Origin of the sequence: Streptomyces sp. NPDC051576, from assembly GCF_040681835.1 — a bacterium.
Taxonomy (GTDB): domain Bacteria; phylum Actinomycetota; class Actinomycetes; order Streptomycetales; family Streptomycetaceae; genus Streptomyces.
The window spans coordinates 357,759-382,580 of sequence record NZ_JBFAZO010000001.1; the positions used below are offsets into that span (position 1 = coordinate 357,759).

General features: G+C 69.9%; 22 protein-coding genes. 15 read left to right on the forward strand and 7 right to left on the reverse strand.

From position 1 onward, the window contains the following. Positions 1-109: 109 nt before the first annotated feature. The 5 genes from AB0M63_RS01820 (at position 110) to AB0M63_RS01840 (ending at position 5,927) form a co-directional block, all read left to right on the forward strand. Positions 110-1,459: an endo-1,4-beta-xylanase gene (locus tag AB0M63_RS01820; protein ID WP_366018017.1), complete on the forward strand. Its 1,350-nt coding sequence runs from the start codon at positions 110-112 to the stop codon at positions 1,457-1,459. Positions 1,460-1,571: 112 nt separating this feature from the next. After that, a complete protein-coding gene (locus tag AB0M63_RS01825; RefSeq protein WP_366018018.1) occupies positions 1,572-2,624 on the forward strand; it encodes an LCP family protein in 1,053 nt (350 codons plus the stop codon). Between the two features lie 74 nt (positions 2,625-2,698). Then, on the forward strand, positions 2,699-4,078 hold the full coding sequence (locus AB0M63_RS01830) for an FG-GAP-like repeat-containing protein (RefSeq protein WP_366018019.1): 1,380 nt from the start codon (positions 2,699-2,701) through the stop codon (positions 4,076-4,078). Between the two features lie 172 nt (positions 4,079-4,250). Beyond that, positions 4,251-4,607, forward strand: a complete 357-nt coding sequence (locus AB0M63_RS01835) for a YciI family protein (RefSeq protein ID WP_355923103.1) — start codon at positions 4,251-4,253, stop codon at positions 4,605-4,607. 87 nt (positions 4,608-4,694) lie between these two features. Next, positions 4,695-5,927 (forward strand): sigma-70 family RNA polymerase sigma factor, encoded by a 1,233-nt coding sequence (locus AB0M63_RS01840; protein ID WP_366018021.1) that lies wholly within the window; start codon positions 4,695-4,697, stop codon positions 5,925-5,927. Here the strand turns inward: AB0M63_RS01840 and AB0M63_RS01845 are convergent. Next, positions 5,924-7,108, reverse strand: a complete 1,185-nt coding sequence (locus AB0M63_RS01845) for a class I SAM-dependent methyltransferase (protein ID WP_366018022.1) — start codon at positions 7,106-7,108, stop codon at positions 5,924-5,926. The genes AB0M63_RS01840 and AB0M63_RS01845 overlap by 4 nt on opposite strands. Before the next feature lie 101 nt (positions 7,109-7,209). On the opposite strand from AB0M63_RS01845, the gene AB0M63_RS01850 reads away from it, so the two are divergent. From AB0M63_RS01850 to groL, 4 genes are all read left to right on the forward strand, one after another. Next, positions 7,210-8,163 (forward strand): polysaccharide deacetylase family protein, encoded by a 954-nt coding sequence (locus tag AB0M63_RS01850; RefSeq protein WP_355923097.1) that lies wholly within the window; start codon positions 7,210-7,212, stop codon positions 8,161-8,163. Then, entirely contained in the window at positions 8,160-8,819 is a 660-nt protein-coding gene (locus AB0M63_RS01855) for a hypothetical protein (protein ID WP_366018023.1), read from the forward strand. Before AB0M63_RS01850 ends, AB0M63_RS01855 begins: the two co-directional genes overlap by 4 nt. A 302-nt stretch (positions 8,820-9,121) precedes the next feature. Further along, complete coding sequence (gene groES, locus AB0M63_RS01860; RefSeq protein WP_019066754.1) at positions 9,122-9,430, forward strand: co-chaperone GroES; 309 nt, start codon at positions 9,122-9,124, stop codon at positions 9,428-9,430. A 119-nt stretch (positions 9,431-9,549) separates the two neighbouring features. Continuing rightward, complete coding sequence (gene groL, locus AB0M63_RS01865) at positions 9,550-11,169, forward strand: chaperonin GroEL (protein WP_355923093.1); 1,620 nt, start codon at positions 9,550-9,552, stop codon at positions 11,167-11,169. 108 nt (positions 11,170-11,277) lie between these two features. On the opposite strand, the gene AB0M63_RS01870 is transcribed toward groL, so the two are convergent. The 3 genes from AB0M63_RS01870 to AB0M63_RS01880 all read right to left on the reverse strand — a co-directional run bounded on the left by AB0M63_RS01870 (position 11,278) and on the right by AB0M63_RS01880 (position 13,608). Further along, on the reverse strand, positions 11,278-11,985 hold the full coding sequence (locus AB0M63_RS01870) for an ester cyclase (protein ID WP_366018024.1): 708 nt from the start codon (positions 11,983-11,985) through the stop codon (positions 11,278-11,280). A gap of 72 nt (positions 11,986-12,057) precedes the next feature. Continuing rightward, the gene (locus AB0M63_RS01875; protein ID WP_355923089.1) at positions 12,058-12,831 is read right to left on the reverse strand and encodes an SDR family oxidoreductase; all 774 of its coding nucleotides are present in this window, start codon (positions 12,829-12,831) and stop codon (positions 12,058-12,060) included. A gap of 108 nt (positions 12,832-12,939) precedes the next feature. Then, the gene (locus AB0M63_RS01880) at positions 12,940-13,608 is read right to left on the reverse strand and encodes an MOSC domain-containing protein (protein ID WP_366018025.1); all 669 of its coding nucleotides are present in this window, start codon (positions 13,606-13,608) and stop codon (positions 12,940-12,942) included. Positions 13,609-13,688: 80 nt separating this feature from the next. Between AB0M63_RS01880 and AB0M63_RS01885 the strand changes: the two genes are divergently transcribed. Beyond that, positions 13,689-14,588 carry a LysR family transcriptional regulator gene (locus AB0M63_RS01885; protein ID WP_355923085.1) on the forward strand — a complete coding sequence of 300 codons (900 nt, stop codon included), beginning with the start codon at positions 13,689-13,691 and terminating at the stop codon, positions 14,586-14,588. 77 nt (positions 14,589-14,665) lie between these two features. Here AB0M63_RS01885 and AB0M63_RS01890 read toward each other — a convergent pair whose 3' ends face one another. After that, positions 14,666-14,992, reverse strand: a complete 327-nt coding sequence (locus AB0M63_RS01890) for a WhiB family transcriptional regulator (protein ID WP_019055584.1) — start codon at positions 14,990-14,992, stop codon at positions 14,666-14,668. A 380-nt stretch (positions 14,993-15,372) separates the two neighbouring features. Here AB0M63_RS01890 and AB0M63_RS01895 point away from each other — a divergent pair, with 380 nt between their 5' ends. From AB0M63_RS01895 to AB0M63_RS01910, 4 genes are all read left to right on the forward strand, one after another. Beyond that, positions 15,373-15,984 carry a response regulator transcription factor gene (locus tag AB0M63_RS01895; RefSeq protein ID WP_003948568.1) on the forward strand — a complete coding sequence of 204 codons (612 nt, stop codon included), beginning with the start codon at positions 15,373-15,375 and terminating at the stop codon, positions 15,982-15,984. Positions 15,985-16,251: 267 nt separating this feature from the next. Continuing rightward, positions 16,252-16,839 carry a sigma-70 family RNA polymerase sigma factor gene (locus tag AB0M63_RS01900; RefSeq protein ID WP_355923082.1) on the forward strand — a complete coding sequence of 196 codons (588 nt, stop codon included), beginning with the start codon at positions 16,252-16,254 and terminating at the stop codon, positions 16,837-16,839. A 160-nt stretch (positions 16,840-16,999) separates the two neighbouring features. Beyond that, positions 17,000-18,505, forward strand: a complete 1,506-nt coding sequence (gene guaB, locus AB0M63_RS01905) for an IMP dehydrogenase (protein ID WP_366018026.1) — start codon at positions 17,000-17,002, stop codon at positions 18,503-18,505. Between the two features lie 105 nt (positions 18,506-18,610). After that, on the forward strand, positions 18,611-19,735 hold the full coding sequence (locus tag AB0M63_RS01910; RefSeq protein ID WP_355923078.1) for a GuaB3 family IMP dehydrogenase-related protein: 1,125 nt from the start codon (positions 18,611-18,613) through the stop codon (positions 19,733-19,735). Positions 19,736-20,378: 643 nt separating this feature from the next. Here the strand turns inward: AB0M63_RS01910 and AB0M63_RS01915 are convergent. Next, on the reverse strand, positions 20,379-21,587 hold the full coding sequence (locus AB0M63_RS01915) for a nucleotide sugar dehydrogenase (RefSeq protein WP_366018027.1): 1,209 nt from the start codon (positions 21,585-21,587) through the stop codon (positions 20,379-20,381). Positions 21,588-21,858: 271 nt separating this feature from the next. On the opposite strand from AB0M63_RS01915, the gene AB0M63_RS01920 reads away from it, so the two are divergent. Then, positions 21,859-23,565, forward strand: coding sequence for a glycerol-3-phosphate dehydrogenase/oxidase (locus AB0M63_RS01920; RefSeq protein ID WP_355923074.1), 1,707 nt, complete (start codon positions 21,859-21,861; stop codon positions 23,563-23,565). A gap of 98 nt (positions 23,566-23,663) precedes the next feature. On the opposite strand, the gene AB0M63_RS01925 is transcribed toward AB0M63_RS01920, so the two are convergent. Next, a complete protein-coding gene (locus AB0M63_RS01925) occupies positions 23,664-24,749 on the reverse strand; it encodes a serine hydrolase domain-containing protein (RefSeq protein ID WP_366018028.1) in 1,086 nt (361 codons plus the stop codon). Between the last annotated feature and the right edge of the window lie 73 nt (positions 24,750-24,822).

The window sequence follows — 24,822 nt, forward strand, 5'->3', positions numbered from 1 at the left end:
ACGGGCGGCGAGGATGGCCGGAAGGTGACGTATTGACGAGTGGGGTGACTCGCCCCACACTCCTCCGAAGCCAATCGGTTGCACAACCGAAACTTTCGGAGGCACCCGCATGAGATCTCTGAGAACCGGCTTATCCCTGGCGGCCCTGTTCACCGGCGCCGTCATGCTCTTCGCGGCACCCGCCGCGCACGCCGCCGACACCCCGCTGCGCGACCTCGCCGCCGCGAAGGGCAAAGTCATCGGCACCGCGGTCACCGGCTCCAAGCTCACCGGCAGCTACGGCGACATCGCCGGCGCCCAGTTCAGCTCGCTCACCCCCGGCAACGCCATGAAGTGGGGGAGCGTCGAGCCGACGCAGGGCAGCTTCAACTGGACCGAGGCCGACCAGATCGTCGCCTTCGCGCAGGCCCACAACCAGCAGGTGCGCGGCCACACCCTGGTCTGGCACAGCCAGAACCCGAGCTGGCTGACGAACGGCAGCTGGACCTCCGCCCAGCTCAGTACCCTCCTCCAGAACCACATCAACACCGAGGTCGGCCGCTACAAGGGCAAGATCGCCGCCTGGGACGTGGTCAACGAGGCGTTCAACGAGGACGGCACCTACCGCTCGACCCTCTGGTACAACGGCCTCGGCTCCAACTACATAGCCAACGCCCTGACTTGGGCACACGCCGCCGACCCGGCCGCCAAGCTGTACATCAACGACTACAACGTCGAGGGCGTCAACGCGAAGTCCACCGCCCTCTACAACCTGGTCAAGTCCCTGAAGGCGGCGGGCGTCCCGATCGACGGCGTCGGCCTCCAGGCCCACCTGATCCTCGGACAGGTCCCGGCCACCCTCCAGCAGAACATCCAGCGCTTCGCCGACCTCGGCGTGGACGTGGCGATCACCGAACTCGACGTACGGATGGCCCTCCCGGCCGACACCACCAAACTCGCCCAGCAGAAGGCCGACTACAAGTCGGTCGTGGCCGCGTGCGTCGCGGTGACCCGCTGTGTGAACGTCACCGTCTGGGGCTTCACCGACTCCGACTCCTGGGTGCCGAGCACCTTCCCGGGCTACGGGGCGGCGACACCGTACGACGAGAACTACGCGCCGAAACCGGCCTATTACGGCATCGCGGAGGCGCTAGGCGGCACGACCACGACCCCGCCGCCGACGAACGGGGCCTGCTCGGCGGCGTACAGCGTGACGAGTCAGTGGAGCGCCGGGTTCACCGGGCAGGTGACGATCGCCTGCTCCGGGGCCTCGCTGTCGTTCTGGAAGGCGAGTTGGACGTACGGCGCCGGCCAGCAGATCACCCAGGCCTGGAACGCGACCTGCACCCAGTCGGGCACGGCGGTGAGTTGTACGAACGCGAGCTACAACGGGACGGTCCCGGACGGCGGTTCGGTGACGTTCGGGTTCAACGCCTCCTGGTCCGGAAGCAACCCGGTACCGGTGGTGACCCTGGGATGAGGGAGGTCAGGGGAGTGAAGCGGGACTGAGAACCGTGAGATTTTCCGCAGAAAACCGTCTTGAGGCGCCTCCCCTAACTTTCCCCTAATAATTCGGACTTACGTTCCTCCCCGTGACGGACAAAGAGAACGTCGACGAGGACAGACGAGTGGGCCGGCGATCGAGAGTGCTGAAGATCGCCGGCCTCACTCTGGCGGGCGCCCTCGTCCTGGGAGTCGCCACGGCCGGCTGGGCCTACTGGCACCTGAACAACAACATCAAGAGCGTCGACATCGACAGCGCGCTCGGCACCGACCGCCCCGCGAAGGCGGTGACCACCCCCTCGGCCTCCGCCTCCGCGTCCGCCACCCCTGTGCCGACCGGCTCCGTGAACATCCTGGTCCTGGGCTCGGACTCGCGCAGCGGTACGGAGAACAAAGCCCTCGGTGGCGGCAACAGCTCCGGTGCCCGCTCCGACACGGCGATGGTCATCCACCTCGACGCGGGCCGCAAGAAGGCCACGATCGTCAGCATCCCGCGCGACACGCTCGTCACCCGCCCCTCCTGCCCGCTGTCCTCCGGGGGTTCGACCTCGGTCGCGTACAACGCGATGTTCAACAGCGCCTATTCGGTGGGCGGGCCGGTGTGCGCGGTGAAGACGGTCGAGTCGATCACGGACGTCCGCATGGACCACTACATAGAGATCGACTTCGCCGGCTTCGCGAAACTGGTCGACGCGCTCGGCGGTGTCACGGTCACCACGACCCAGGACATCGACGACGACGACAGCCACCTCCACCTCAAGAAGGGCACCCATCACCTCGACGGCAAGCAGGCACTGGCACTCGCCCGCACCCGGCACGGCATCGGCGACGGCAGCGACCTCGGCCGAATAGGCCTCCAACAGATGCTGGTGAAGGCCCTGTTGGAACAGATCTCCTCCCACGACCTCCTCACCGACCCCACCAAGCTCTACGAGGTCACCGACGCGGTGACCGACAGCCTCACCACCGACACCGGCCTCGACTCCCTGAGCGAACTGATCAGCCTCGGCGAGAGTCTGAAGGGCCTGTCGGCGGACGCGGTGAAGACGATCACGATGCCGGTCGTCACGGCACCGTCCGATCCCAACCGGGTGATCGCGAAGGAACCGGCGGCGAGCGACCTGTGGGCGTCACTGAAGTGAGGGGCCCGTACAACCTCTGCGCGCTCTGAGCGGTCTCGTGCGGTGAAGCATCACCGTAACGAGGGGGTTGGCCGGTGTTCACCACGCGTTGGTACGTCCGTTGGGCGGGACCGCTCGCAATGGGCCTGGTACTGCTGGGAGTCGGGCCGTCTCCCGCACACGCGGCGGCGGCCCCCGTCCACGACGACTTCAACGGCGACGGCTACCAGGACCTCGTCGTGGGCGCCCCCTGGGCCACCGTCGGAGGCCTGGACAGAGCGGGCGAGGTGGCGGTGATGTACGGCGGCCCGCACGGCCTCTCGACCACCCGACGGACCGTCATCACCCGTGCCACCAGCGGCATTCCGGGCAGTCCCGTGAAGAACCAGAGCTTCGGGCAGCAGGTGTCCAAGGGCGACCTGAACGGCGACGGCTACGCGGACCTGGTGATCGGTGTGGGATGGGCGGGGACCGACTCGGTGATCGTCTGGGGCGGCCCGAAGGGCCTGTCCGGCACGGGCACCTCGATCCCCGCCTCCAACACCCAGACCGGCGACTTCGACGGCGACGGCAAGCTGGACCTGGTCCTGTTCCGCACCGGATACAGCCAGGTCGACGACCCGTCCGGTACGACGGGCACGATCTGGAAGGGCCCGGTCACCCGCACCGGCACATCGTCCGGCACGACCGCCCTCGACCCCGACGGATACCTCAAGGTCATCGACATCTGGGACGGCAGCGCCGGCGACGTCAACGGCGACGGCCGCGACGACCTGGCGCTGGAGGCGTACTGCGGCGAGGGCTACTACTGCGTCCAGTTGTACGTCAGCTCGCCCTCGGGCCTGGTACCCATCGACGAGCCGCTCTGGGGCTCGGTCACGGCCCTGGGCGACGTCAACGGCGACGGCTACGCGGACCTGGTCACCGGGGACGGCGCCAACGAACGGATCGCGGTGGCGTACGGCTCGAAGACCGGTCTGACCCCTTCCTCCACCTGGAAGTTCTACTCGCAGAACACCCCCGGTGTGCCGGGCGCGAAGGAGTCCGGCGACAACTTCGGGGGGTCGGTGGCCGTCGGTGACATCACGGGCGACGGCATCGACGACGTGGCCGTGGGCGCCTCCTCCGAGGGCCTCGGCACGGGCCTGCGGGCGGGCATGGTCAACATCCTCCGCGGCAGCCGCACCGGCCTGACCGGCACCGGCGCCCAGGGCTTCACCCAGAACACCCCCGGCGTCCCGGGCACCGCGGAACGCAACGACGACTTCGGCGACTCCGTCCAGCTCCTGGACATCAACGGCAACGGCTACGCCGACCTCGCGGCCGCGGCCGCCAACGAGAACTCCGGCGACGGAGCGGTGTGGGAACTCCGGGGCCGCCCGACGGGCCTGGTGACGGACGCGGCCCTCGCCTTCGGACCGAAGGGGCTGGGGGCGGCGTACGCGAAGGCGCGGTTCGGGTACGAGGTCGACTAGGGCCGGTGTGCTGCTGCATGGCATGTGACCTGCGGAAACAGGAACCCGGAGAATTTCTTCGGGGAATTCCGGCGCGTGTGTCGATCCGGCCGCCCCTCGTTCGACGCATGGTGTGAGAGGCCGGAAAGCCCCGGCCTCCGAACTGTTCGACCATTCGACCCGAGGAGTCACCATGCCCCGCTACCTCTCCCTCGTGCAGATCGACGAGAAGACCGCCCCCGCCGAGGGCCCCAGCCCCGAACTGATGCAGCGGATGGGCGAGTTGATCGAGGAGATCACCAAGGCCGGAGTGATGCTCGACACCGCCGGCCTCACCCCGAGCGCGCAGGGCGCCCGGGTCCACTGGGAGGGCGGCAAGATCTCCGTGACCGACGGCCCGTTCACCGAGTCCAAGGAGGTCGTCGGCGGCTACGCGCTCATGCAGTGCAAGGACATGGCCGAGGCGATCGAGTGGACCAAGCGGTTCCTGAAGGTGCACGAGGAGTTCTGGACGGTGACCTGCGAGGTGCGGGAGATCGCGGAGGGCTGAGCCTTTCCCGGCCTTCCTTGGCCTGAGGGCGTCAGAGGTGTTCGATGGTGGGCTGTGGAACCGCAATCACAGCCCGCCGCCTCTCCCGTGACCGCCCTCGAAACCGTCTTCCGTATCGAGTCCCCGCGCATCATCGCCGCCGTCGCCCGCATAGTCCGCGACGTCGGCATCGCCGAGGAACTCGCGCAGGACGCGCTGGTCGCCGCGCTGGAGCAGTGGCCGAGGGACGGTGTGCCCGACAACCCGGGCGCCTGGCTCATGGCGACGGCCAGGCACCGCGCCGTCGACCTGATCCGCCGCCGCGAGAACTACGCCCGCAAGCTCCAGGAGATCGGCCGCACCCTGGAGACGACGGCCCCGCCCGAGGAACCGTCCGCTCCCGACGACATCGACGACGACCTCCTCCGCCTCGTCTTCACGACCTGCCACCCGGTCCTGTCCCCCGAGGCCCGCACCGCCCTCACCCTCCGCCTCCTCGGCGGCCTGACCACCCCCGAGATCGCCCGCGCCTTCCTCGCCCCCGAGGCGACGATCGCCCAGCGCATCGTCCGCGCCAAACGCACCCTGGCCACGAAGAACATCGCCTTCGAGGTCCCCTACGGCCCCGACCGCGAGGCCCGCCTCGGCTCTGTCCTCGACGTCATCTACCTCATCTTCAACGAGGGCTACGCGGCGACGGCGGGCGACGACTGGCTCCGCCCGAGCCTCTGCGAGGACGCGCTGCGGCTGGCCCGCCTCCTCGCCGGCCTGATGCCGAAGGAACCCGAAGTGCACGCCCTGGCCTCCCTGTTGGAGTTCCAGGCCTCCCGCTCGGCCGCCCGCACCGGCCCGGACGGTGACCCCGTCCTCCTCAAGGACCAGAACCGCCGCCGCTGGAACCGCCTGCTCATCGCCCGCGGCATCACCGCCCTCGGCCGCGCGGACGCCGTGGCCACCGGAGCCCCCGGCCCCTACGCCCTCCAGGCCACCATCGCCGCCTGCCACGCCCACGCGTACACGTACGCCGAGACCGACTGGCCGACGATCGCGACCCTGTACGGCCTGCTCGCGGCCCGATTCCCGTCCCCGGTGGTCGAGTTGAACCGAGCGGTAGCTGTCTCGATGACGGAGGGCCCGGCCCAGGCCCTGGAACTCGTCGACACCCTCGCCACCGAACCCGCCCTGCGGGACTACCACTTGCTCCCGAGCGTGCGCGGGGATCTGCTGCTGCGCCTCGGCCGTACGACGGAGGCGAAGGCGGAGTTCGAACGGGCGGCGGGGCTGGCCCGCAACGAACGGGAACGCCGACTCCTGCTGCGCCGGGCCGAAGAGGCTCCCTAGGCCGGCCCCCCGATCAACATCGCCGGCGCCCCCGCGACCCGAGTAAGAAACACGGTCACCGAGTTGCCCCCCTGAGGCTTGGGCAGCACCTTCTTCCGCAGTTCCTCCGGCTCGACCGCCGACCCCCGTTTCTTCACGGTGAGGACGCCCACCTCCCGCTCCCGCAGCAGCGCCTTCAACTTCTTGACGCCGAAGGGGAGTTGATCGGTGATCTCGTAGGCGGAGGCGTACGGAGTCGGCCGTAGCCCGTCCGCCGTGACGTACGCGATGGTCTCGTCGACGAGGCCGCCGCCGACCTGCTCCGCCACCTCGGCGACGAGATGGGCGCGGATGACGGCGCCGTCGGGCTCGTACAAGTACCGTCCCACGGAACGGACTTCGGGGTCGGGCAGGCCGCGCCCGTGCAGAACTCGCGGGCCGGGAAGGAGAGTTGCCCGTACCGAGCCCTGCCGCCCGGTGCCGAACCACAGCACCGCCTCCTTCACATCCCCGCCGTCCGAGATCCACTCCGCCTCGGCCGTCTCCGGGATCGCCTCGTGCGGTACCCCGGGTGCGATCTTCAGGGCGGCGAGCCGGGCCGTCGTAGCGGCGGACACGGCCCAGGACAGTGGGGGCGAGTACGCCTCGGGGTCGAAGATCCGGCCCCGCCCGCCCCGGCGCGCGGGATCGACGAACACGGCGTCGTACGCGGAGGTGTCCACGTCCGTGACATCCGCCTCGCGCACCTCGATCAGCTCGGCCAGGCCGAGCGCCTCCGCGTTCGCCCGCGCCACCGCGACCGTCAGCGGGTCGCGGTCCACGGCCAGCACCCGCACCCCCGCCCGCGCCAGCGCGATCGCGTCGCCGCCGATGCCGCAGCACAGGTCGGCCACGGACGTCACGCCGAGCTCGCGCATCCGCTCCGCGCGGTACCTCGCGACCGTCGTCCGGGTCGACTGTTCGAAGCCGTTCGGGGTGAAGAACATCCGGTCGGCGTCCTCGGCCGAGAACTTCGCCGCTGCCGCCCGCTGCCGCAACCGGGCCTGGCCGAGGGCCGCCGAGACGAGGTCGGCGGGGTGCTCGCGGCGCAGCCGGGTCGCGACGGCGAGTTCCTTGGCCGGGTCGGTGCCGCGGACCTCGTCGAGGAGGGCACTGCCCTCGGGGGTGAGCAGGGCGGCGAAGGCGAGTACGGGGTCGTTCACCGGCTCATTGTGGGCCAGTCGGTGGACGGTGTGCCTCCGGCGGTGGTGTCCTCGCGGTGTCGGCGCGGGATCGGGGCCGGGGTTTGGAAAGATCCGACGTCATGCGAGTAGTCGTACAAAATGACATCAATCGGGCGTACGGGAGTCAGGGGACCCGGGGTCGGAGGACGGGCGTCCGCGGTGCGCTCGCCGTCCTCGCGCTCGCCGCCGTGGTCTCCGGCTGCACCCAGTCAGGCTCCGGCACGGCGGTCCCCCCGGCCCACGGCGCGCAGCCCCTGCACGCGCCCCCGGCCCGCGCGCTCGACTCCTACGCGACCAAGCTGCGCGCCGCCTACGCGGCCAGGGTCGCCGCCGCGAAGCGCTGGGGACTGGCGAAGGTGCCCCTCCAGGCCCCGCCGGCCCCCGCGCACAAGCCGGAGATCACCGCGCGCAAGGGCTTCGAGGTGGACGACCAGGAGGAGTTGAACCTCCCGCCGGTCTTCACCACCATCCCCACCAAGAAGAAGATCGTGTTCCTCACGATCGACGACGGGGAGAACAAGGACCCCGCGTTCCTGCGGATGATGAGCGACCTGAAGATCCCGTACACGGCCTTCCTCAGCAACTACCTGGTCAAGGACGACTACGGCTACTTCAGGAAGATGCAGGCCCAGGGGCACACGATCAACAACCACACCCTCACGCACCCCTACCTGCCGGGCCTGTCCTACGCCGAGCAGAAGCGCGAGATCTGCGGCATGCAGGACATCATGAAGAAGCAGTTCGGCAAGGCCCCGACGGTCTTCCGGCCGCCGTACGGGAACTACAACCACGACACCCTCGTCGCCGCCAAGTCCTGCGGCATCAAGTACGCCCCGATCTGGGACGAGGAGGTCTACGTCGACCACTGGGAGTACCGCGAGGACGACCGGGAGCTGCACCCCGGCGACATCGTCCTGACCCACTTCCGGGGCCGCGAGGACTGGAAGGGCACGATGGTCGACGACATGCGCCGCTTCCTGGGCAAGGTCACGGCCGAGGGGTACGCGGTGGCCCGCCTGGAGGACTACCTGTGAGGCTGCGGGCGCCGGTGGCCGTCGCGTTGGCGGCCACCCTCCTCACCGGCTGCGCCCAGTCCGTCGACCCCATCGAACGGCTGGGCAAGAAGGCGGCCCAACGCGTACACCAGCACGGCCCGACCCACGAACAGCCGTACCGCCACTGGGGTTTGACCGCCCCGCTCGCCCCCGCCCCGAAGCCGGCCTCCCGGCCCGCCGCCCGCTCGGCGGGCCCGGGCCTCCCGCCCGTCGTGGACCACGTCCGCACCCACGACAAGGTCGTCTTCCTGACCCACGACGACGACCACGACCCGAACCTCGCCGACCTGATCCGCGAACTACGGCTTCCCGTCACGGTGTTCCGCACCCGCCCGACCCTGACCGGCCGCCCGTACACCGCCCAGCGGACCCGAATCTGCGCCACCCGGGCCCGCCTCCTCCGGCCCGCCGCCTACGACCTGACGACCCGCCGTGCCGCGGCCGACTGCGGTGTCTCCGCCCTGGTCCTATGGAGGGCCTCCACCACGACCGGAACCCTGACCTACACCCGGGGCGACCATCACCTCACCCCCGGAGACATCGTCCAGGTGGACCGGGCCGTCACTACGGCACGCCTACTGCGAACGATCCAGGGACAGGGCCTGACGGTGGGCAACCTGGAGGACTACCTCTGACTCCAGCAACTTCAGCCCGTCCGGCGCTTGAGGACGAGGCCGAAGGCCGATGCGGGGGTCCGGGGGCGCAGCCCCCAGGGACGGCCACTGCAGCGAACGGTGTCAAAAATCCCGCCCAAGCGCCGCAGGCATTGGCACTCCGCTTGACCGAGTGCTAATCGCAGTCATAGTCTCAGGTCTGGCACTCCCCCCTGGAGAGTGCCAATAGCGACGGGCAGGTCCGGCACCCGCGACGACGGATCCACCTGGTCGCCACCTCAGACAGTTAACCCCGTGAGATCTCCGAAGGGGGAGGTCGGATCGTGACGACCACCAGCTCCAAGGTTGCCATCAAGCCGCTTGAGGACCGCATTGTGGTCCAGCCGCTCGACGCCGAGCAGACCACGGCCTCTGGCCTGGTCATCCCGGACACGGCCAAGGAGAAGCCCCAGGAGGGCGTCGTCCTGGCCGTGGGCCCGGGCCGCTTCGAGAACGGCGAGCGTCTTCCGCTCGACGTGAAGACCGGCGACATCGTGCTGTACAGCAAGTACGGCGGCACCGAAGTGAAGTACAGCGGCGAGGAGTACCTCGTCCTCTCGGCCCGCGACGTGCTCGCGATCATCGAGAAGTAATTCACTTCACGCACATTCAGTATGTGAGCTGCGCCCCTGGCCCCCGCGACCTTATGAAGCCGGGCGTCGGGGGCGTAGTTCGTTTCACCCACGTTTTCCGAGAGGGCTGAACCGCTCCCATGGCGAAGATCCTGAAGTTCGACGAGGACGCCCGTCGCGCCCTCGAGCGCGGCGTCAACAAGCTTGCCGACACGGTGAAGGTGACGATCGGCCCCAAGGGCCGCAACGTCGTCATCGACAAGAAGTTCGGCGCCCCCACCATCACCAACGACGGTGTCACCATCGCCCGCGAGGTCGAGGTCGAGGACCCGTACGAGAACCTCGGCGCGCAGCTCGTGAAGGAGGTGGCGACCAAGACCAACGACATCGCGGGTGACGGCACCACCACCGCCACCGTGCTCGCCCAGGCGCTCGTGCGCGAGGGCCTGCGCAACGTCGCCGCGGGTGCCTCCCCGGCCGCCCTGAAGAAGGGCATCGACGCCGCCGTCAAGGCCATCTCCGACGAGCTGCTCGCCACCGCGCGGCCGATCGACGACAAGGCCGACATCGCCGCCGTCGCCGGTCTGTCCGCGCAGGACAGCCAGGTCGGCGAGCTCATCGCCGAGGCGATGGACAAGGTCGGCAAGGACGGTGTCATCACCGTCGAGGAGTCCAACACCTTCGGTCTGGAGCTGGACTTCACCGAGGGCATGGCCTTCGACAAGGGCTACCTGTCGCCGTACTTCGTGACGGACCAGGAGCGGATGGAAGCGGTCCTCGAAGACCCGTACATCCTCATCCACCAGGGCAAGATCAGCTCCATCCAGGACCTGCTGCCGCTGCTGGAGAAGGTCATCCAGGCCAACGCCTCCAAGCCGCTGCTGATCATCGCCGAGGACGTCGAGGGCGAGGCCCTGTCGACCCTGGTCGTGAACAAGATCCGCGGCACGTTCAACGCGGTCGCGGTCAAGGCCCCCGGCTTCGGCGACCGCCGCAAGGCGATGCTCGGCGACCTCGCCACCCTCACCGGCGGTCAGGTCATCGCCGAGGAGGTCGGCCTCAAGCTCGACCAGGTCGGCCTGGACGTGCTGGGCTCCGCCCGTCGCGTGACCGTCACCAAGGACGACACGACCGTCGTCGACGGTGCCGGTGACGCCTCCGAGGTCGCGGGCCGCGTCAACCAGATCAAGGCCGAGATCGAGAACACGGACTCCGACTGGGACCGCGAGAAGCTCCAGGAGCGCCTCGCGAAGCTGGCCGGCGGCGTGTGCGTGATCAAGGTCGGCGCCGCCACCGAGGTGGAGCTGAAGGAGAAGAAGCACCGTCTGGAGGACGCCATCTCCGCGACCCGCGCCGCGGTCGAGGAGGGCATCGTCTCCGGTGGTGGCTCCGCTCTGGTGCACGCCGCCAAGGTCCTGGAGGGCAACCTCGACAAGACCGGCGACGAGGCCACGGGTGTCGCGGTCGTGCGCCGCGCGGTCGTCGAGCCGCTGCGCTGGATCGCCGAGAACGCCGGCCTGGAGGGTTACGTCATCACCGCCAAGGTCGCCGAGCTCGAAAAGGGCCAGGGCTTCAACGCCGCGACCGGCGAGTACGGTGACCTGGTCAAGGCCGGCGTCATCGACCCGGTCAAGGTCACCCGCTCCGCCCTGGAGAACGCCGCCTCCATCGCCTCCCTCCTCCTCACGACCGAGACCCTGGTCGTCGAGAAGAAGGAAGAGGAGGAGCCGGCCGCCGCTGGTCACGGCCACTCCCACTGACGCACGCCGTCGCACGAAGAAGCCCCCGTTCCGGTTGCGGAACGGGGGCTTCTCCCTTCGCGGGCGGTCCTGTGGTCCGGGGTTCCGAGGACTTGTGGGCCTGCGCTCTCAGCGCTCCAGCCCGTCCAGCACGCCCAGTTGTGCCATCAGCCCCAGACGGTCGTACTGCCACCAGCCCTCGACGATCTTCCCGTCCTCGTCGCAGCGGAAGATGGTCGTACCGGTCATGACGACCTTCTTCCCGGTGGCCGCGATCCCGAGGAAGTCACCCGTGTGGGTGCCGCTCCAGGTCCACCGCGTGCACACCCGGTCGCCCTCGGAGATCTGGTCCTCGACGGCGAACGTGAAGTCGAAGCCGCCCCGCCACATCCCGATGTCGCGGCGCATCCCGTCCATGCCGAGGGTGTCCTGCGGGTTGCCGGGATCGTGGTCGTGGTAGTTCTCCGCGATCAGGTCGTCCAGCGGCGGCAGTTCGCCCTCGGCGGCCACCGTCTCGAAGAACCGCCGTACGTTCGCCGCGTACAACTGGTCGTCCCGTACGACGTCCAGGTCCGTGAACGTCGGCATCTCGTCGCAGAGGGCGACCATCTCCCGGAAGATCCGGTCCGTCTCCGGCAGGTTCGAGTTCCGCATCGCCTCTTCGTACGACGGGAACTCCACGATCTGGATGAAGTGCGTGCCGTCCGACCGGTCCTTGCCGACCAGGTCGTGTGTCGCGGTCCGCTTCCCCTTGGTCTGTTCGACCCACCTGTCCATCAGCCGGTCCACCTCCGCGTACCGGCTGGTCTTGCAGTCGATGAGCTGTACGAACGTCATGACGCCGCCTCCCGACCCCCTGGGTTCGGTTGGATGTGCCCATTGTCCCACCGGAGCAGCGGCGTCACCCGGTCACTGCGGCCCGTACTTCCGCCCGGTCCTGGACGAGACCCCGCCCAGCAGCCCCCGCGGAGCCACCTTCACCAGACCCATGAGGGCCTTGTACCGCGGATCGGGAATCGACAGCGACTTCCCGCGTGACAGATCCGCGAGCGCCGCCGCGACCAGCTTGTCGGCGTCCAGCCACATCCAGTTCGGGATGTTGTCCGTGCCCATCCCGGCCCGCTCGTGGAACTCGGTCCGCACGAACCCGGGCGCCAGCGCCATCAGCCGTACGCCGGTGCCGGCGAGGTCCTTCGCCGCGCCCTGCGTGAACTGCACGACCCAGGCCTTCGAGGCGCCGTACGTCCCGCGCGGCACGAAGGCCGCCACCGACGCCACGTTGACGACACCGCCGCGCCCGCGCTCGCGCATCGCCCCGGTCGCCGCGCTGGTCAGCCGCAGCACCGCCTCGCAGTGCACCTTGAGCATCTTCAGCTCGTCGGCCATCGGTACGTCGAGATAGCGGCCCTTGTTGCCGAAGCCCGCGTTGTTGACCAGCAGGTCGACGGGGTTCTTGCGATCGGCGAGGCGGGCGGCCACGGTCTCGATGCCCTGGTCCGTGGCCAGGTCGGCGGTGAGCACCTCCGCCTCGATGCCGTGCCGGTCGTGCAGTTCGGTCGCCTGGTCCCCGAGCCGCTCGGTGTTCCGCGCCACCAGCACGAGGTTGTGTCCGTCCGCCGCGAGCCGCCGCGCGAACGCGGCACCGATCCCCGCGGTCGATCCCGTAATCAATGCCGTTGTCATGGCGCAAGATTAGTGACCCGGGGCAGGCGGGTCCGATCTCTGCACAGGCCCTCCCGATCCGTGACGAACACGTGTCGAACAAGGCGTCGAACGGGCCGTGACAGCAGGTCAGCCCGCGTACTCCGCGACATACTTCCGGGCCTGCGCGAGAGCCTCCGGATGCAGCGCCTCGCCGGCCGGAAGCAACTGCGGCAGCAGCTCCCGCCGAGTCGTCACGGCACGGAACTGCAGGGCCACCGTCACCTCGTGGGCGGGCCGGTGCACGATCTCGATCGCGTCCCCCGCCCTGATCTCACCGGGTTCGATCACTCGCAGATAGGCGCCCGGCGACCCCTGCTGGGTGAACCGCCGCACCCACCCCTTCTCGCCCAGATGGGCCTGGAAGACGAGGCAGGGAATCCGCCCGCTGGTGACCTCCAGAACCACCTCGGAACCGATGCGCCAGCGCTCGCCGATCCGCGCGCCGGACACGTCGATTCCCTGGGTCGTCAGGTTCTCCCCGAAGGAGCCGTTGCTCAGCGGGCGCCCCAACTCCCGCTCCCAGCCGTCGAGATCCTCGCGCGCGACCGCGTACACCGCCTGGTCGTCACCGCCGTGGTGGCGCCGGTGGCACACCGCGTCCCCGGCGAGTCCGCTGCCGGCGACGCCCTTGGGGCCGGGCGCGCTCACCCGGACGGGCCCGTCGACCGGCCGCTTGTCGATGCCGGTCACGCCCTCCGGCTGTTCCGTGTACGGCACGGCCGTGGCGCGGCCCAGATTCAGCGAGAGAAGCTTCATGACGGCACGGTAGGCGAGATCGCCCCAAAGACGCGAGGCATTATTCACCCCGCCCTCCAAGGTTGGCTTATGCTCGGCGCATGATCGAGGCCCGTCATCTCCGTGTGCTGCGCGCCGTCGCCGCCTCCGGCTCCTTCTCGGCGGCCGGGCGCGAACTGGGCTGCACCCAGCCCGCCGTCAGCCAGCAGATGAAGGCCCTGGAGACCTCGGTCGGCACCCCGCTGCTGATCCGCACCGGCCGCGAGATGCGCCTGACCCAGGCGGGCGAGGCCCTGGTCCGGCACGGCGCGGGCATCCTCGCCGGTCTGACGGCCGCCGAGGAGGAGGTCGCCGCCATCGCGGGCCTGCGGGCCGGCCGGGTCCGCCTGGTCTCCTTCCCCAGCGGCAGCTCGACGCTCGTCCCCACCGCACTCGCCGCCCTGCGCGCCGCCCACCCCGGCACCCGCGTCTCCCTGGAGGAGGCCGAGCCGCCGAACTCCGTCGAACTGCTCCGCGAGGGCGACTGCGATGTGGCACTCGCCTTCCGCTATGAGGCAGCGGCGGGCGCCGAGGACTGGTCCGACCTGGTGGTACGACCCCTGCTCGGCGACCGCCTGGTCGCCCTGGTCCCGGAGCGACACCGGCTCGCGCGCGCGGGGTCGGTCGCCATCGGTGAACTCGCCGGGGAGCCCTGGATCGCCGGATGCCCGCGCTGCCGTGGGCAGTTGGTCGAGGTGTGCGAGAGCGCGGGCTTCACCCCGCGCATCGACTTCGCGACCGACGACTATCCGGCGGTCGTCGGCCTGGTGAGCGCGGGCCTGGGCGTCGCCGTACTGCCCCAGCTCGCCATCGAGTCCGTACGGCCCCGGGGCGCGCGGACGGTGACCCTGGAACCGGCGGTGCGGCGGGAGATCGTCGCGCTCACCCTGCCCGACCTGGCACAGGTGCCGGCCGTGGCGGCGACGCTGGACCAACTGGAGCGGGCGGCGCGCGACAAGTAGCGGTCGCGGGTCCGCGGAAAAATAGAGGGGCACGCGTACGCGTGCCCCTGTCGGGAACTTGTTGGAGAAACGTTCCTTCAGTTGTTGGAAGCCATGTCCCCGGCGGCGGAAGCCGACACCAGCCGGTTGCGGGCACGCCCCATGAGCTCCTCGCGCTCGTCCTCGGTCAGGCCGCCCCAGACGCCGTACGGCTCGCGCACCGCCAGCGCGTGCGCCGCGCACTGTGCGCGGACCGGGCACCTCATGCAGACCTCTTTGGCCGAGTTCTCACGAGCGCTTCGTGCCGCACCGCGCTCGCCCTCGGGATGAAAGAAGAGCGAGCTGTCGACCCCTCGGCAGGCAGCCAGGAGCTGCCAGTCCCACAGGTCCGCGTTCGGTCCGGGAAGGCGGGAGAAATCTGCCATTGCGTGACCCCTTGTAGCCGTTCTGGGCGGATACGGTGTCCACGACCGTACATCTACGATCTAAGGAGATGAAAATATGACTCATTGCGAATCTAGCCTCAGACACCAGCAAAAGGGAAGAAATAGGGCTGAATGGGGCACCGGTTGTGATGAAAGCTTGTGGGTCGGCCGCGCGCACCTCCACCGTGTCCGCACCCTCACGTAGAGTGCCGAAGACGACACACGGCCCCGTAACTCTTTCGAGTGACCGTCGTTGAGAGTGCGAGGCGGTTGAGAACACAAGAGCTCGGGCAGGCGTCCGAGACGGTCGACCGCACAGGTGACGATTTCGTACCAGCCTGGAGGCTCAAGGTGACGCGCATCAGTTGCGGAGGGCGGCCATGACATCCGTCCTCGTCTGTGACGACTCCCCGCTTGCCCGAGAGGCGCTTCGCCGCGCGGTCGCGACCGTGCCCGGTGTCGAGCGCGTGACGACCGCGGCCAACGGGGAGGAAGTCCTCCGCCGCTGGGGCGCCGACCGCTCGGACCTCATTCTGATGGACGTACGCATGCCCGGACTCGGCGGTGTCGAGACCGTCCGCCGGCTGCTGTCCGCCGACCCGGGTGCCCGCATCATCATGCTCACCGTCGCCGAGGACCTGGACGGCGTGGCCCTCGCGGTCGCCGCCGGTGCCCGCGGCTATCTGCACAAGGACGCCTCGCGCGCCGAACTGCGGGCCACGGTCACCCAGGCCCTCGCCGACCCGACCTGGCGACTGGCCCCGCGCCGGCTGCGGTCCGCCGAGATGGGCGCCGCGCCGACGCTCACCGCGCGCGAGATCCAGGTCCTGGAGGGCATGAGCCACGGCCGCTCCAACGCGGAGATCGGCCGTGAGCTGTTCCTCTCCGAGGACACCGTCAAGACCCACGCCCGGCGGCTCTTCAAGAAACTCGGCGCCTCGGACCGCGCGCACGCGGTGGCGCTCGGTTTCCGGTGGGGCCTGGTCCGCTAGGCCCCAGGTCAGTGGGTCGTGGCGGCGGTACGACAATCCCCGCCTGTCGCAGGGCGGGCGGGGACGGCACACGGATCCATCGGGTGCCCGCTGCTCGTTTCGCCGCGGATGCCGCATCCTTGAGGTGTGGAGTTCCTCGGGGACGAGTCGGTCGAGCGGGAGGGGAGGGCGCAGGAGATGAGTTCCGGCGCACCTGCTCATAACGCTTCGGTGCACAACAACGGACGCGGTGCCACGGACCACACGGCCGCAAGGCACCATGGACCGATGCGTGACGACGAGGGGACCAGTGCCCAAGGGGCGATTGGTGGGCTCGTCCTTCGCGCGGTCGACGGAGACGAGCAGGCCACGCACGACCTGCTCGCACACGTACACCCACTTGCGCTGCGCTACTGCCGCACCCGGCTGTCCCGACTCCCGGGCGACGCGCGGCACTTCGTGGAGGACCTGGCCCAGGAGGTCTGCGTCGCCGTCCTCCTCGCGCTGCCCCGCTACAAGGACACCGGCCGCCCCTTCGAGGCGTTCGTCTTCGCCATCGCCGCCCACAAGGTCGCCGACCTCCAGCGGGCCGCGATGCGCCATCCGGGTTCCACGGCGGTGCCGTCCGACGAGATGCCCGAGCGGCCGGACGACTCCCTAGGCCCCGAGGAGCGCGCCCTGCTCAGCAGCGACGCCGAATGGGCCAAGAAACTCATGGCCAACCTGCCGGAGAACCAGCGCGAACTGCTTCTGCTGCGCATCGCCGTGGGCCTTACGGCGGAGGAGACCGGCCAGATGTTGGGAATGTCACCCGGCGCGGTCCGGGTCGCCCAACACCGGGCGCTGAGCCGCCTGCGGGCACTGGCCGAGCAGTAACGGCTGTACGCGCCGCGCCTCTTTTGAACAGCCGCGCCCGGTTCCGTACGAACATACGAAGCCCGGAGCCGGGCATGGCCGTCGAATCGTGGAATTCGCGACCCCTGCTTCCCGTTAGCATGGACATCCGCACCGATCAAGGCCATTTGGGGAAGGTGTCATGACTGCCAACGTCGACGGAGTGCCCGCCAAATTCGCGACACTAGGGCTGACCTACGACGACGTGCTGCTGCTGCCGGGCGCGTCCGACGTGCTTCCGAACGCGGTCGACACCTCGTCCCGCATCTCGCGCAACGTCCGGGTCAACATCCCGCTGCTCTCCGCGGCGATGGACAAGGTGACCGAGTCCCGGATGGCGATCGCGATGGCCCGCCAGGGCGGTGTCGGTGTCCTGCACCGCAACCTGTCCGTCGAGGACCAGGTCAACCAGGTCGACCTCGTGAAGCGCTCCGAGTCCGGCATGGTCACCGACCCGATCACCGTGCACCCGGACGCCACGCTCGCCGAGGCCGACGCGCTGTGCGCCAAGTTCCGCATCAGCGGCGTCCCGGTGACGGACGGCAACGGCAAGCTGCTCGGCATCGTCACCAACCGCGACATGGCCTTCGAGACCGACCGCTCCCGTCAGGTGCGCGAGGTCATGACCCCGATGCCCCTGGTCACCGGCAAGGTCGGCATCTCCGGCGCCGACGCCATGCAGCTGCTGCGCCGCCACAAGATCGAGAAGCTGCCCCTGGTCGACGACGCGGGCGTCCTCAAGGGCCTCATCACGGTCAAGGACTTCGTCAAGGCCGAGCAGTACCCGAACGCCGCCAAGGACGGCGAGGGCCGCCTCATCGTCGGCGCCGCCGTCGGCGCCAGCCCCGAGGCGCTGGAGCGCGCCCAGGCCCTCGCCGAGGCAGGGGTGGACTTCCTGGTCGTCGACACCTCGCACGGCCACAACAGCAACGCCCTCAACTGGATGGCGAAGATCAAGTCGAGCGTCGGCGTCGACATCATCGGCGGCAACGTAGCCACCCGCGACGGCGCCCAGGCCCTGATCGACGCCGGTGTCGACGGCATCAAGGTCGGCGTCGGCCCCGGCTCGATCTGCACCACCCGCGTGGTCGCCGGTATCGGTGTCCCGCAGGTCACCGCCATCTACGAGGCGTCCCTCGCCGCCCGCGCGGTCGGCGTCCCGCTGATCGGTGACGGCGGCCTCCAGTACTCCGGCGACATCGGCAAGGCGCTCGCCGCCGGCGCCGACACCGTGATGCTGGGCAGCCTGCTCGCGGGCTGCGAGGAGTCGCCGGGCGAGCTGCAGTTCATCAACGGCAAGCAGTTCAAGTCGTACCGCGGCATGGGCTCGCTCGGCGCGATGCAGTCCCGCGGCCAGGGGCGGTCGTACTCGAAGGACCGCTACTTCCAGGCCGAGGTCGCCTCCGACGACAAGCTCGTGCCCGAGGGCATCGAGGGCCAGGTGCCCTACCGCGGCCCGCTGGCCAACGTGCTGCACCAGCTCGTCGGCGGTCTGCGCCAGACCATGGGCTATGTGGGCGCGGCCACCATCGAGGAGATGGAGACCAAGGGCCGCTTCGTACGGATCACCTCCGCGGGCCTCAAGGAGAGCCACCCGCACGACATCCAGATGACGGTCGAGGCGCCGAACTACAGCCGCAACAAGTAGTCACGAGGTCTGCACGAGGGCGGCCCCGGGTGCACCGGGGCCGCCCTCGTCGTGCTCGTCGGCGATACTGGTAGACGCTGAGACGCAGAAGGAAAGGCCACACACGTGACTGAGATCGAGATCGGGCGCGGCAAGCGCGGCCGCCGGGCGTACGCCTTCGACGACATCGCCGTCGTCCCCAGCCGCCGTACGCGGGACCCGAAGGAGGTCTCGATCGCCTGGCAGATCGACGCCTACCGCTTCGAGCTGCCCTTCCTGGCCGCCCCCATGGACTCGGTCGTCTCCCCGGCCACCGCGATCCGCATCGGAGAGCTGGGCGGCCTCGGCGTGCTCAACCTCGAAGGCCTCTGGACGCGGTACGAGGACCCGCAGCCGCTGCTCGACGAGATCACCGAGCTGGACGCGGACGCCGCGACCCGCCGCCTCCAGGAGATCTACGCGGCTCCCATCAAGGAGGAGCTGATCGGCCAGCGCATCAAGGAGGTGCGCGACTCGGGCGTGGTCACCGCCGCCGCGCTCTCGCCGCAGCGCACGGCCCAGTTCTCCAAGGCCGTCGTCGACGCGGGCGTGGACATCTTCGTCATCCGCGGTACGACGGTCTCGGCCGAGCACGTCTCCGGCTCGCACGAGCCGCTGAACCTGAAGCAGTTCATCTACGAGCTGGACGTCCCGGTGATCGTCGGCGGCTGCGCCACGTACACCGCGGCCCTGCACCTGATGCGCACGGGCGCGGCCGGCGTGCTCGTCGGCTTCGGCGGCGGCGCGGCGCACACCACGCGCAACGTGCTGGGCATCCAGGTCCCGATGGCGACCGCGGTCGCGGACGTGGCGGCGGCCCGCCGCGACTACATGGACGAGTCCGGCGGCCGCTACGTCCACGTGATCGCCGACGGCGGTGTCGGCTGGTCCGGCGACCTCCCCAAGGCGATCGCCTGCGGCGCGGACGCCGTGATGATGGGCTCCCCGCTGGCCCGCGCCACGGACGGCCCCGGCAAGGGCCACCACTGGGGCATGGAAGCGGTCAACGAGGAACTCCCGCGCGGCAAGAAGGTCGACCTCGGCACGGTCGGCACCATCGAGGAGATCCTCACCGGCCCGTCCCACATCCCCGACGGCTCGATGAACATCTTCGGCGCCCTGCGCCGCGCGATGGCGACGACCGGTTACAGCGAGCTGAAGGAGTTCCAGCGCGTCGAGGTGACGGTGGCGGACTCACAGCACAAGCGGTAGGCGTACGACTTCTCGAAGGGCCCGGACCTGGGTGGTCCGGGCCTTTTCATGTGCCCAAGTGGGGCTGGTGGGGCGCGTGTTGAGACTGCGGGGCGCACGGTTGCGTTCGGGGCGAATGCGCGTCCGATGGCCGTGTCGGGCCGATAGTGTCCTTGATCGGCGGCCCAGTCCTCTGGGTCGCCCCCTTCCAGGGACAAGGTTCCGGACCCGGGCTCTCGGGGCCCGGCCCGAGTTCCGACGTGCTGCCTACCGGGTCAATGGGTGGCGTCGTGGAAGGGGGCGCACCCATGGGTCGTCACCGCAAGCCCACCCGCTGGGATCGAACTTGGCTTCGGCTGGTGAAGTTCCGGAGGAGGTGCATCTTGTGGATCAACAGCTGGTGAGCGGCCGCCCCCAGAAGGATTAGGGGCGGACACCCGTGAACCAGCTCGGAGCCCGCTGCAGCGACCACTGTGGCGGGCTCCACCTTGTTGGCGGGAAGGTGAGCGGTCGTCCCTGCACCAACCAGGGGCAGGCAGTCCATCGTCCATCCACGAGCCCGCCGCAGTGACCCCTGCGGTGGGTCCCACCTGTTCCAAAGGTACCGGCGCGGAATGCCCCACGCCACCAGCTCCCGAGGCTCACCCACCCCGCGCGCCCCCTTTCACAACCGGTGCGCCGCCCCCGTAGGCGTAGCCCCCCGCGTGTCCAGCAGCAACTGTGCCTTCACCGACAGGCCCTGGAGGTCGTACGTCCGGTGCTGCTGGAGCAGGATCGTCAGGTCGGCGTCGGCCGCCGCCTCGTAGAGGGAGTCCGCGCGGGGGACCGGGCGGTCGAGGACGCTCCAGGACGGGATGTGGGGGTCGTGGTAGCTGACGGAGGCGCCGAGTTCCATCAGGCGGATCGCGATCTCCTGGGCGGGGGTGGCCTGTTGGTCGGCGAGGTCGGCCTTGTAGGTGACGCCGAGGAGGAGGACGCGGGCCCCGCGGGCGGACTTGCCGTGTTCGTTGAGGAGCGTGGCGGCGCGCTGGATGACGTAGCGGGGCATCTGGTTGTTGACCTGCTGGGCGAGTTCGACCATGCGGAGCGGGCGGCCGCCGTGGGCCGACAGGTCCTGGGGGACGGCGTGGCCGCCGACGCCGGGGCCGGGGCGGAAGGCCTGGAAGCCGAACGGCTTGGTCTCCGCGCAGCGGATGACGTCCCAGAGGTCGACGCCCAAGTCGTGGCACAGGACGGCCATTTCGTTGACGAGGGCGATGTTGACGTGCCGGAAGTTGGTCTCCAGGAGCTGCACGGTCTCCGCTTCGCGCAGGCCACGCGCGCGTACCACCTTGTCGGTGAGACGGCCGTAGAAGGCGGCGGCGGACTCGGTGCAGGCCGGGGTCAGGCCGCCGATCACCTTCGGGGTGCTGGCCGGGGTGAAGTCGCGGTTGCCGGGGTCGACTCGGCTGGGGGAGTAGGCGAGGTGGAAATCGCGGCCCGCGCGGAGGCCCGATCCCTCTTCGAGGAGCGGGCGGAGGAAGTCCTCCGTGGTGCCGGGGTGCACCGGTGACTCCAGGATCACCGTGGTGTGCGGGCGCAGGTGCGTCGCGAGGGTGCGGGCGGCTGTCTCCACCTGGCTGAGGTCGAGGCCGCCGTCCGCGTCCCTGGGCGTCGGCGCGCAGATCACGGCGGTGCGTACGCGGCCCAGCTCGGCGGGGTTCGTGGCCGGCCGGAAACCCCCCGAGAGCATCCGGCGCAGTTCGGCGGGGCTGAGGGAGCCGGCCTCAGGGCCGGTCTTGAAGCCGGCCGTGGCGATGCCGGCGGCGACAGCGGCCTGGGCCAGGGGCAGGCCGAGAGGACCGAGTCCGATGACGGCGAGATCTGCGGGCATGGCGTGGGCCGTCCTTCCCAGTAACCGAAGCGGGACAGGTGCGCAAGCCCTGTGGACAGAACGAGCGAGCGCAATGTCAGACTAGGAGTAAATATGACCGTTATGCGGGATTGGACGGCTGCGTTTTTCGGCAGTCCTGTGATTGTTGTCCACAGGCTGGGGGCGAGTGGTGGCTGAAGTCGGGCAACCCGGTCAGAATTTGGGCAGGAGGGAATCGAACCGGGCTTCGCCGAACGGGTGCGGCCGGCGCTACCGATAGCGGGAGGCAGCGGTGAGGACAGCGACACTGGGTCCGGCGCAGCGAGCCGAGGCACTGGCGGGAATGGCCGAGCGCGAGCTGGACGTGCTCGTCGTGGGCGGTGGCGTGGTCGGCGCGGGCACCGCCCTGGACGCCGTGACACGCGGCCTGTCCACGGGACTGGTCGAGGCACGCGACTGGGCGTCCGGCACATCGAGCAGGTCGAGCAAGCTCATCCATGGCGGCCTGCGCTATCTGGAGATGCTCGACTTCGCCCTCGTCCGCGAGGCCCTCAAGGAGCGCGGCCTGCTCCTGGAGCGGCTCGCCCCGCACCTGGTGAAGCCGGTGGCGTTCCTGTACCCGCTCCAGCACAAGGGCTGGGAGCGCCTGTACGCCGGCTCGGGCGTCGCGCTCTACGACGCGATGTCCATGGCCCGCGCCCATGGCCGGGGCCTGCCCACCCACCGTCACCTGAGCCGCCGTCACGCCCTGCGCGTGGCACCCGCGTTGAAGAAGGACGCCCTGGTCGGGGCGTTGCAGTACTACGACGCCCAGATGGACGACGCCCGTTATGTGGCGACCCTGGTGCGCACGGCGTCGTCGTACGGCGCGAAAGTCGCCAACCGCGCGCGCGTGACCGGCTTCCTGCGCGAGGGCGAGCGGGTGGTCGGCGCCCGGGTGGAGGACGTCGCGGCGGGCGGCGAGTACGAGGTCCGCGCCAAGCAGATCGTGAACGCCACGGGTGTGTGGACCGACGACACCCAGGCTTTGGTCGGGGAGCGCGGACAGTTCCACGTCAGGGCCTCCAAGGGCATCCACCTGGTCGTCCCCAAGGACCGCATCAACTCCTCCAGCGGGCTGATCCTGCGCACCGAGAAGTCCGTGCTGTTCGTCATCCCCTGGGGCCGGCACTGGATCGTCGGCACCACCGACACCGACTGGGACCTCGACAAGGCTCACCCGGCCGCGTCCAGCGCCGACATCGACTATCTGCTGGAGCATGTGAACTCGGTGCTCGCGGTGCCGTTGACCAGGGACGACGTGCAGGGCGTGTACGCGGGGCTGCGCCCGCTGCTGGCCGGTGAGTCGGACGCCACCAGCAAGCTGTCCCGCGAGCACACCGTCGCGCATCCGGTGCCGGGGCTCGTCGTCGTGGCGGGCGGCAAGTACACGACGTACCGGGTGATGGCCAAGGACGCCGTGGACGAGGCGGTGCACGGGCTCGACATGCGGGTCGCCGAGTGCGTGACCGAGGACGTCCCGCTGCTCGGCGCGGAGGGCTACCGGGCGCTGTGGAACGCGCGAGCGCGGATCGCCGCCCGGACCGGCATTCATGTGGTGCGCGTGGAGCACCTGTTGAACCGCTTCGGGTCGATGGCGGAGGAGGTACTCGACCTCATCGCCAAGGACCCGACGCTGGGCGAACCTCTCCAGGCCGCCGACGACTATCTGCGCGCCGAGATCGTCTACGCCGCCTCGCACGAGGGCGCACGGCACCTGGACGACGTGCTGACCCGCCGCACCCGCATCTCGATCGAGACCTTCGACCGGGGCACGCGCAGCGCCCGTGAGGCCGCCGAGTTGATGGCGCCGGTACTCGGCTGGGACAAGGACCAGATCGAGCGCGAGGTCGAGCACTACGAGAAGCGCGTGGAGGCCGAGCGGGAGTCGCAGCTCCAGCCCGACGACCTGACGGCGGACGCGGCGCGGTTGGGGGCGCCGGACATCGCGCCGCTGTAAGCCGCCCCGGGTTCCGCCCCGGGTTCCGCCGCGCATCCCGGTCGGCTTCACTCGAACGAGTGTCGTGAGCTGGGATCTTTGTCCGGAACCCGGCCGTTCTACGAGGTGCGGGGGCAGAACTCGGCGGAGAGCAGCGCGGGTTCGAGACCGGGGTCTGCCAGCTCGCTCGTGTTCACCCGGAAGGTGAGGACATGACGACCGTCGACGGTGGCCGCGGTGCGCACGTAGCTGCCGGAGATCCGGCCGTTGTGCCCCCACACCGTGGTGCCGCACGGGAGCTTCACCGGAAACAGACCCATGCCGTACGAGCCGTGTGCGGTCCGGGTGTCGAGCATCTCGCGCAGCCAGCGCGGGGGCAGGAGTTCACCGCTGAGCAGGGCCGAGTAGAAGCGGTCCAGATCGGCGAGCGTGGTCACCAACTCGCCCGCGGCCCCGGCCACCCGCGGGTCGAGATCGGTGACGTCGGAGCCGTCGGCGGCGTAGGCGCGGCCGTGCGGTGCGGGAAGTGTGGTGCGGGAGCCCGGGAAGGAGGTGCCCGTCAGACGCAGCGGAGCGAGGATGCGGCGCTCGGCCTCGGTGGCGTACGAGTGGCCGGTGACCTGCCGGATGACCAGGCCGAGCAGGACGTAGTTGGTGTTCGAGTAGGAGAAGCGGCCGCGATCGGCCGGAGGGTGGGTGAGGGCGATACGGACGGCTTGAAGGGGAGAGACGGGGATCGTGCCCCGGGTGACCGCGGTGAAGTCGTACAGGCCGCTGGTGTGGGTGAGCAGGGAGCGGAGGGTCAGCGCGCGCCCGTCGTTGCCCGCTCCGCGCACCAGGCCCGGCAGGTGCTGTTCCACCGTGTCGGACAGGGACAGCCGGTGTTCGGCGGCCAGTTGGAGGATCACCGTCGCGATGAAGGTCTTCGTGATGCTGCCGGCGCGGAAGTGGTCGGCCCGGCCGATGCCCGTCCCGGCCTGTGCGTAGTCCGTCCGGTCCGGTGCACGGTCCGTCCAGGCCCGCGCGGTGCCGGGGCCCGTCCCGTCGCGGGCCAGTAGTGCCGCTCCGGGGGCTCTGCCCCGGGTGACCAGCAGCGTGACCAGGGCGTTCGTGGCTCGCGCCGGGCGGGCGTGGGAGGCGGTCGGCGACAGGCAGAGGAGGGCCAGGGACACCGGAATCGCCAGGAGTGTCCGAGGAGTGGGCATCGCGGTCCTCCGTTCTCGCGGATCATCCTGCCGGAGTTGGCTGTGTGACCTGCGGCGGATATACGAGGGGATG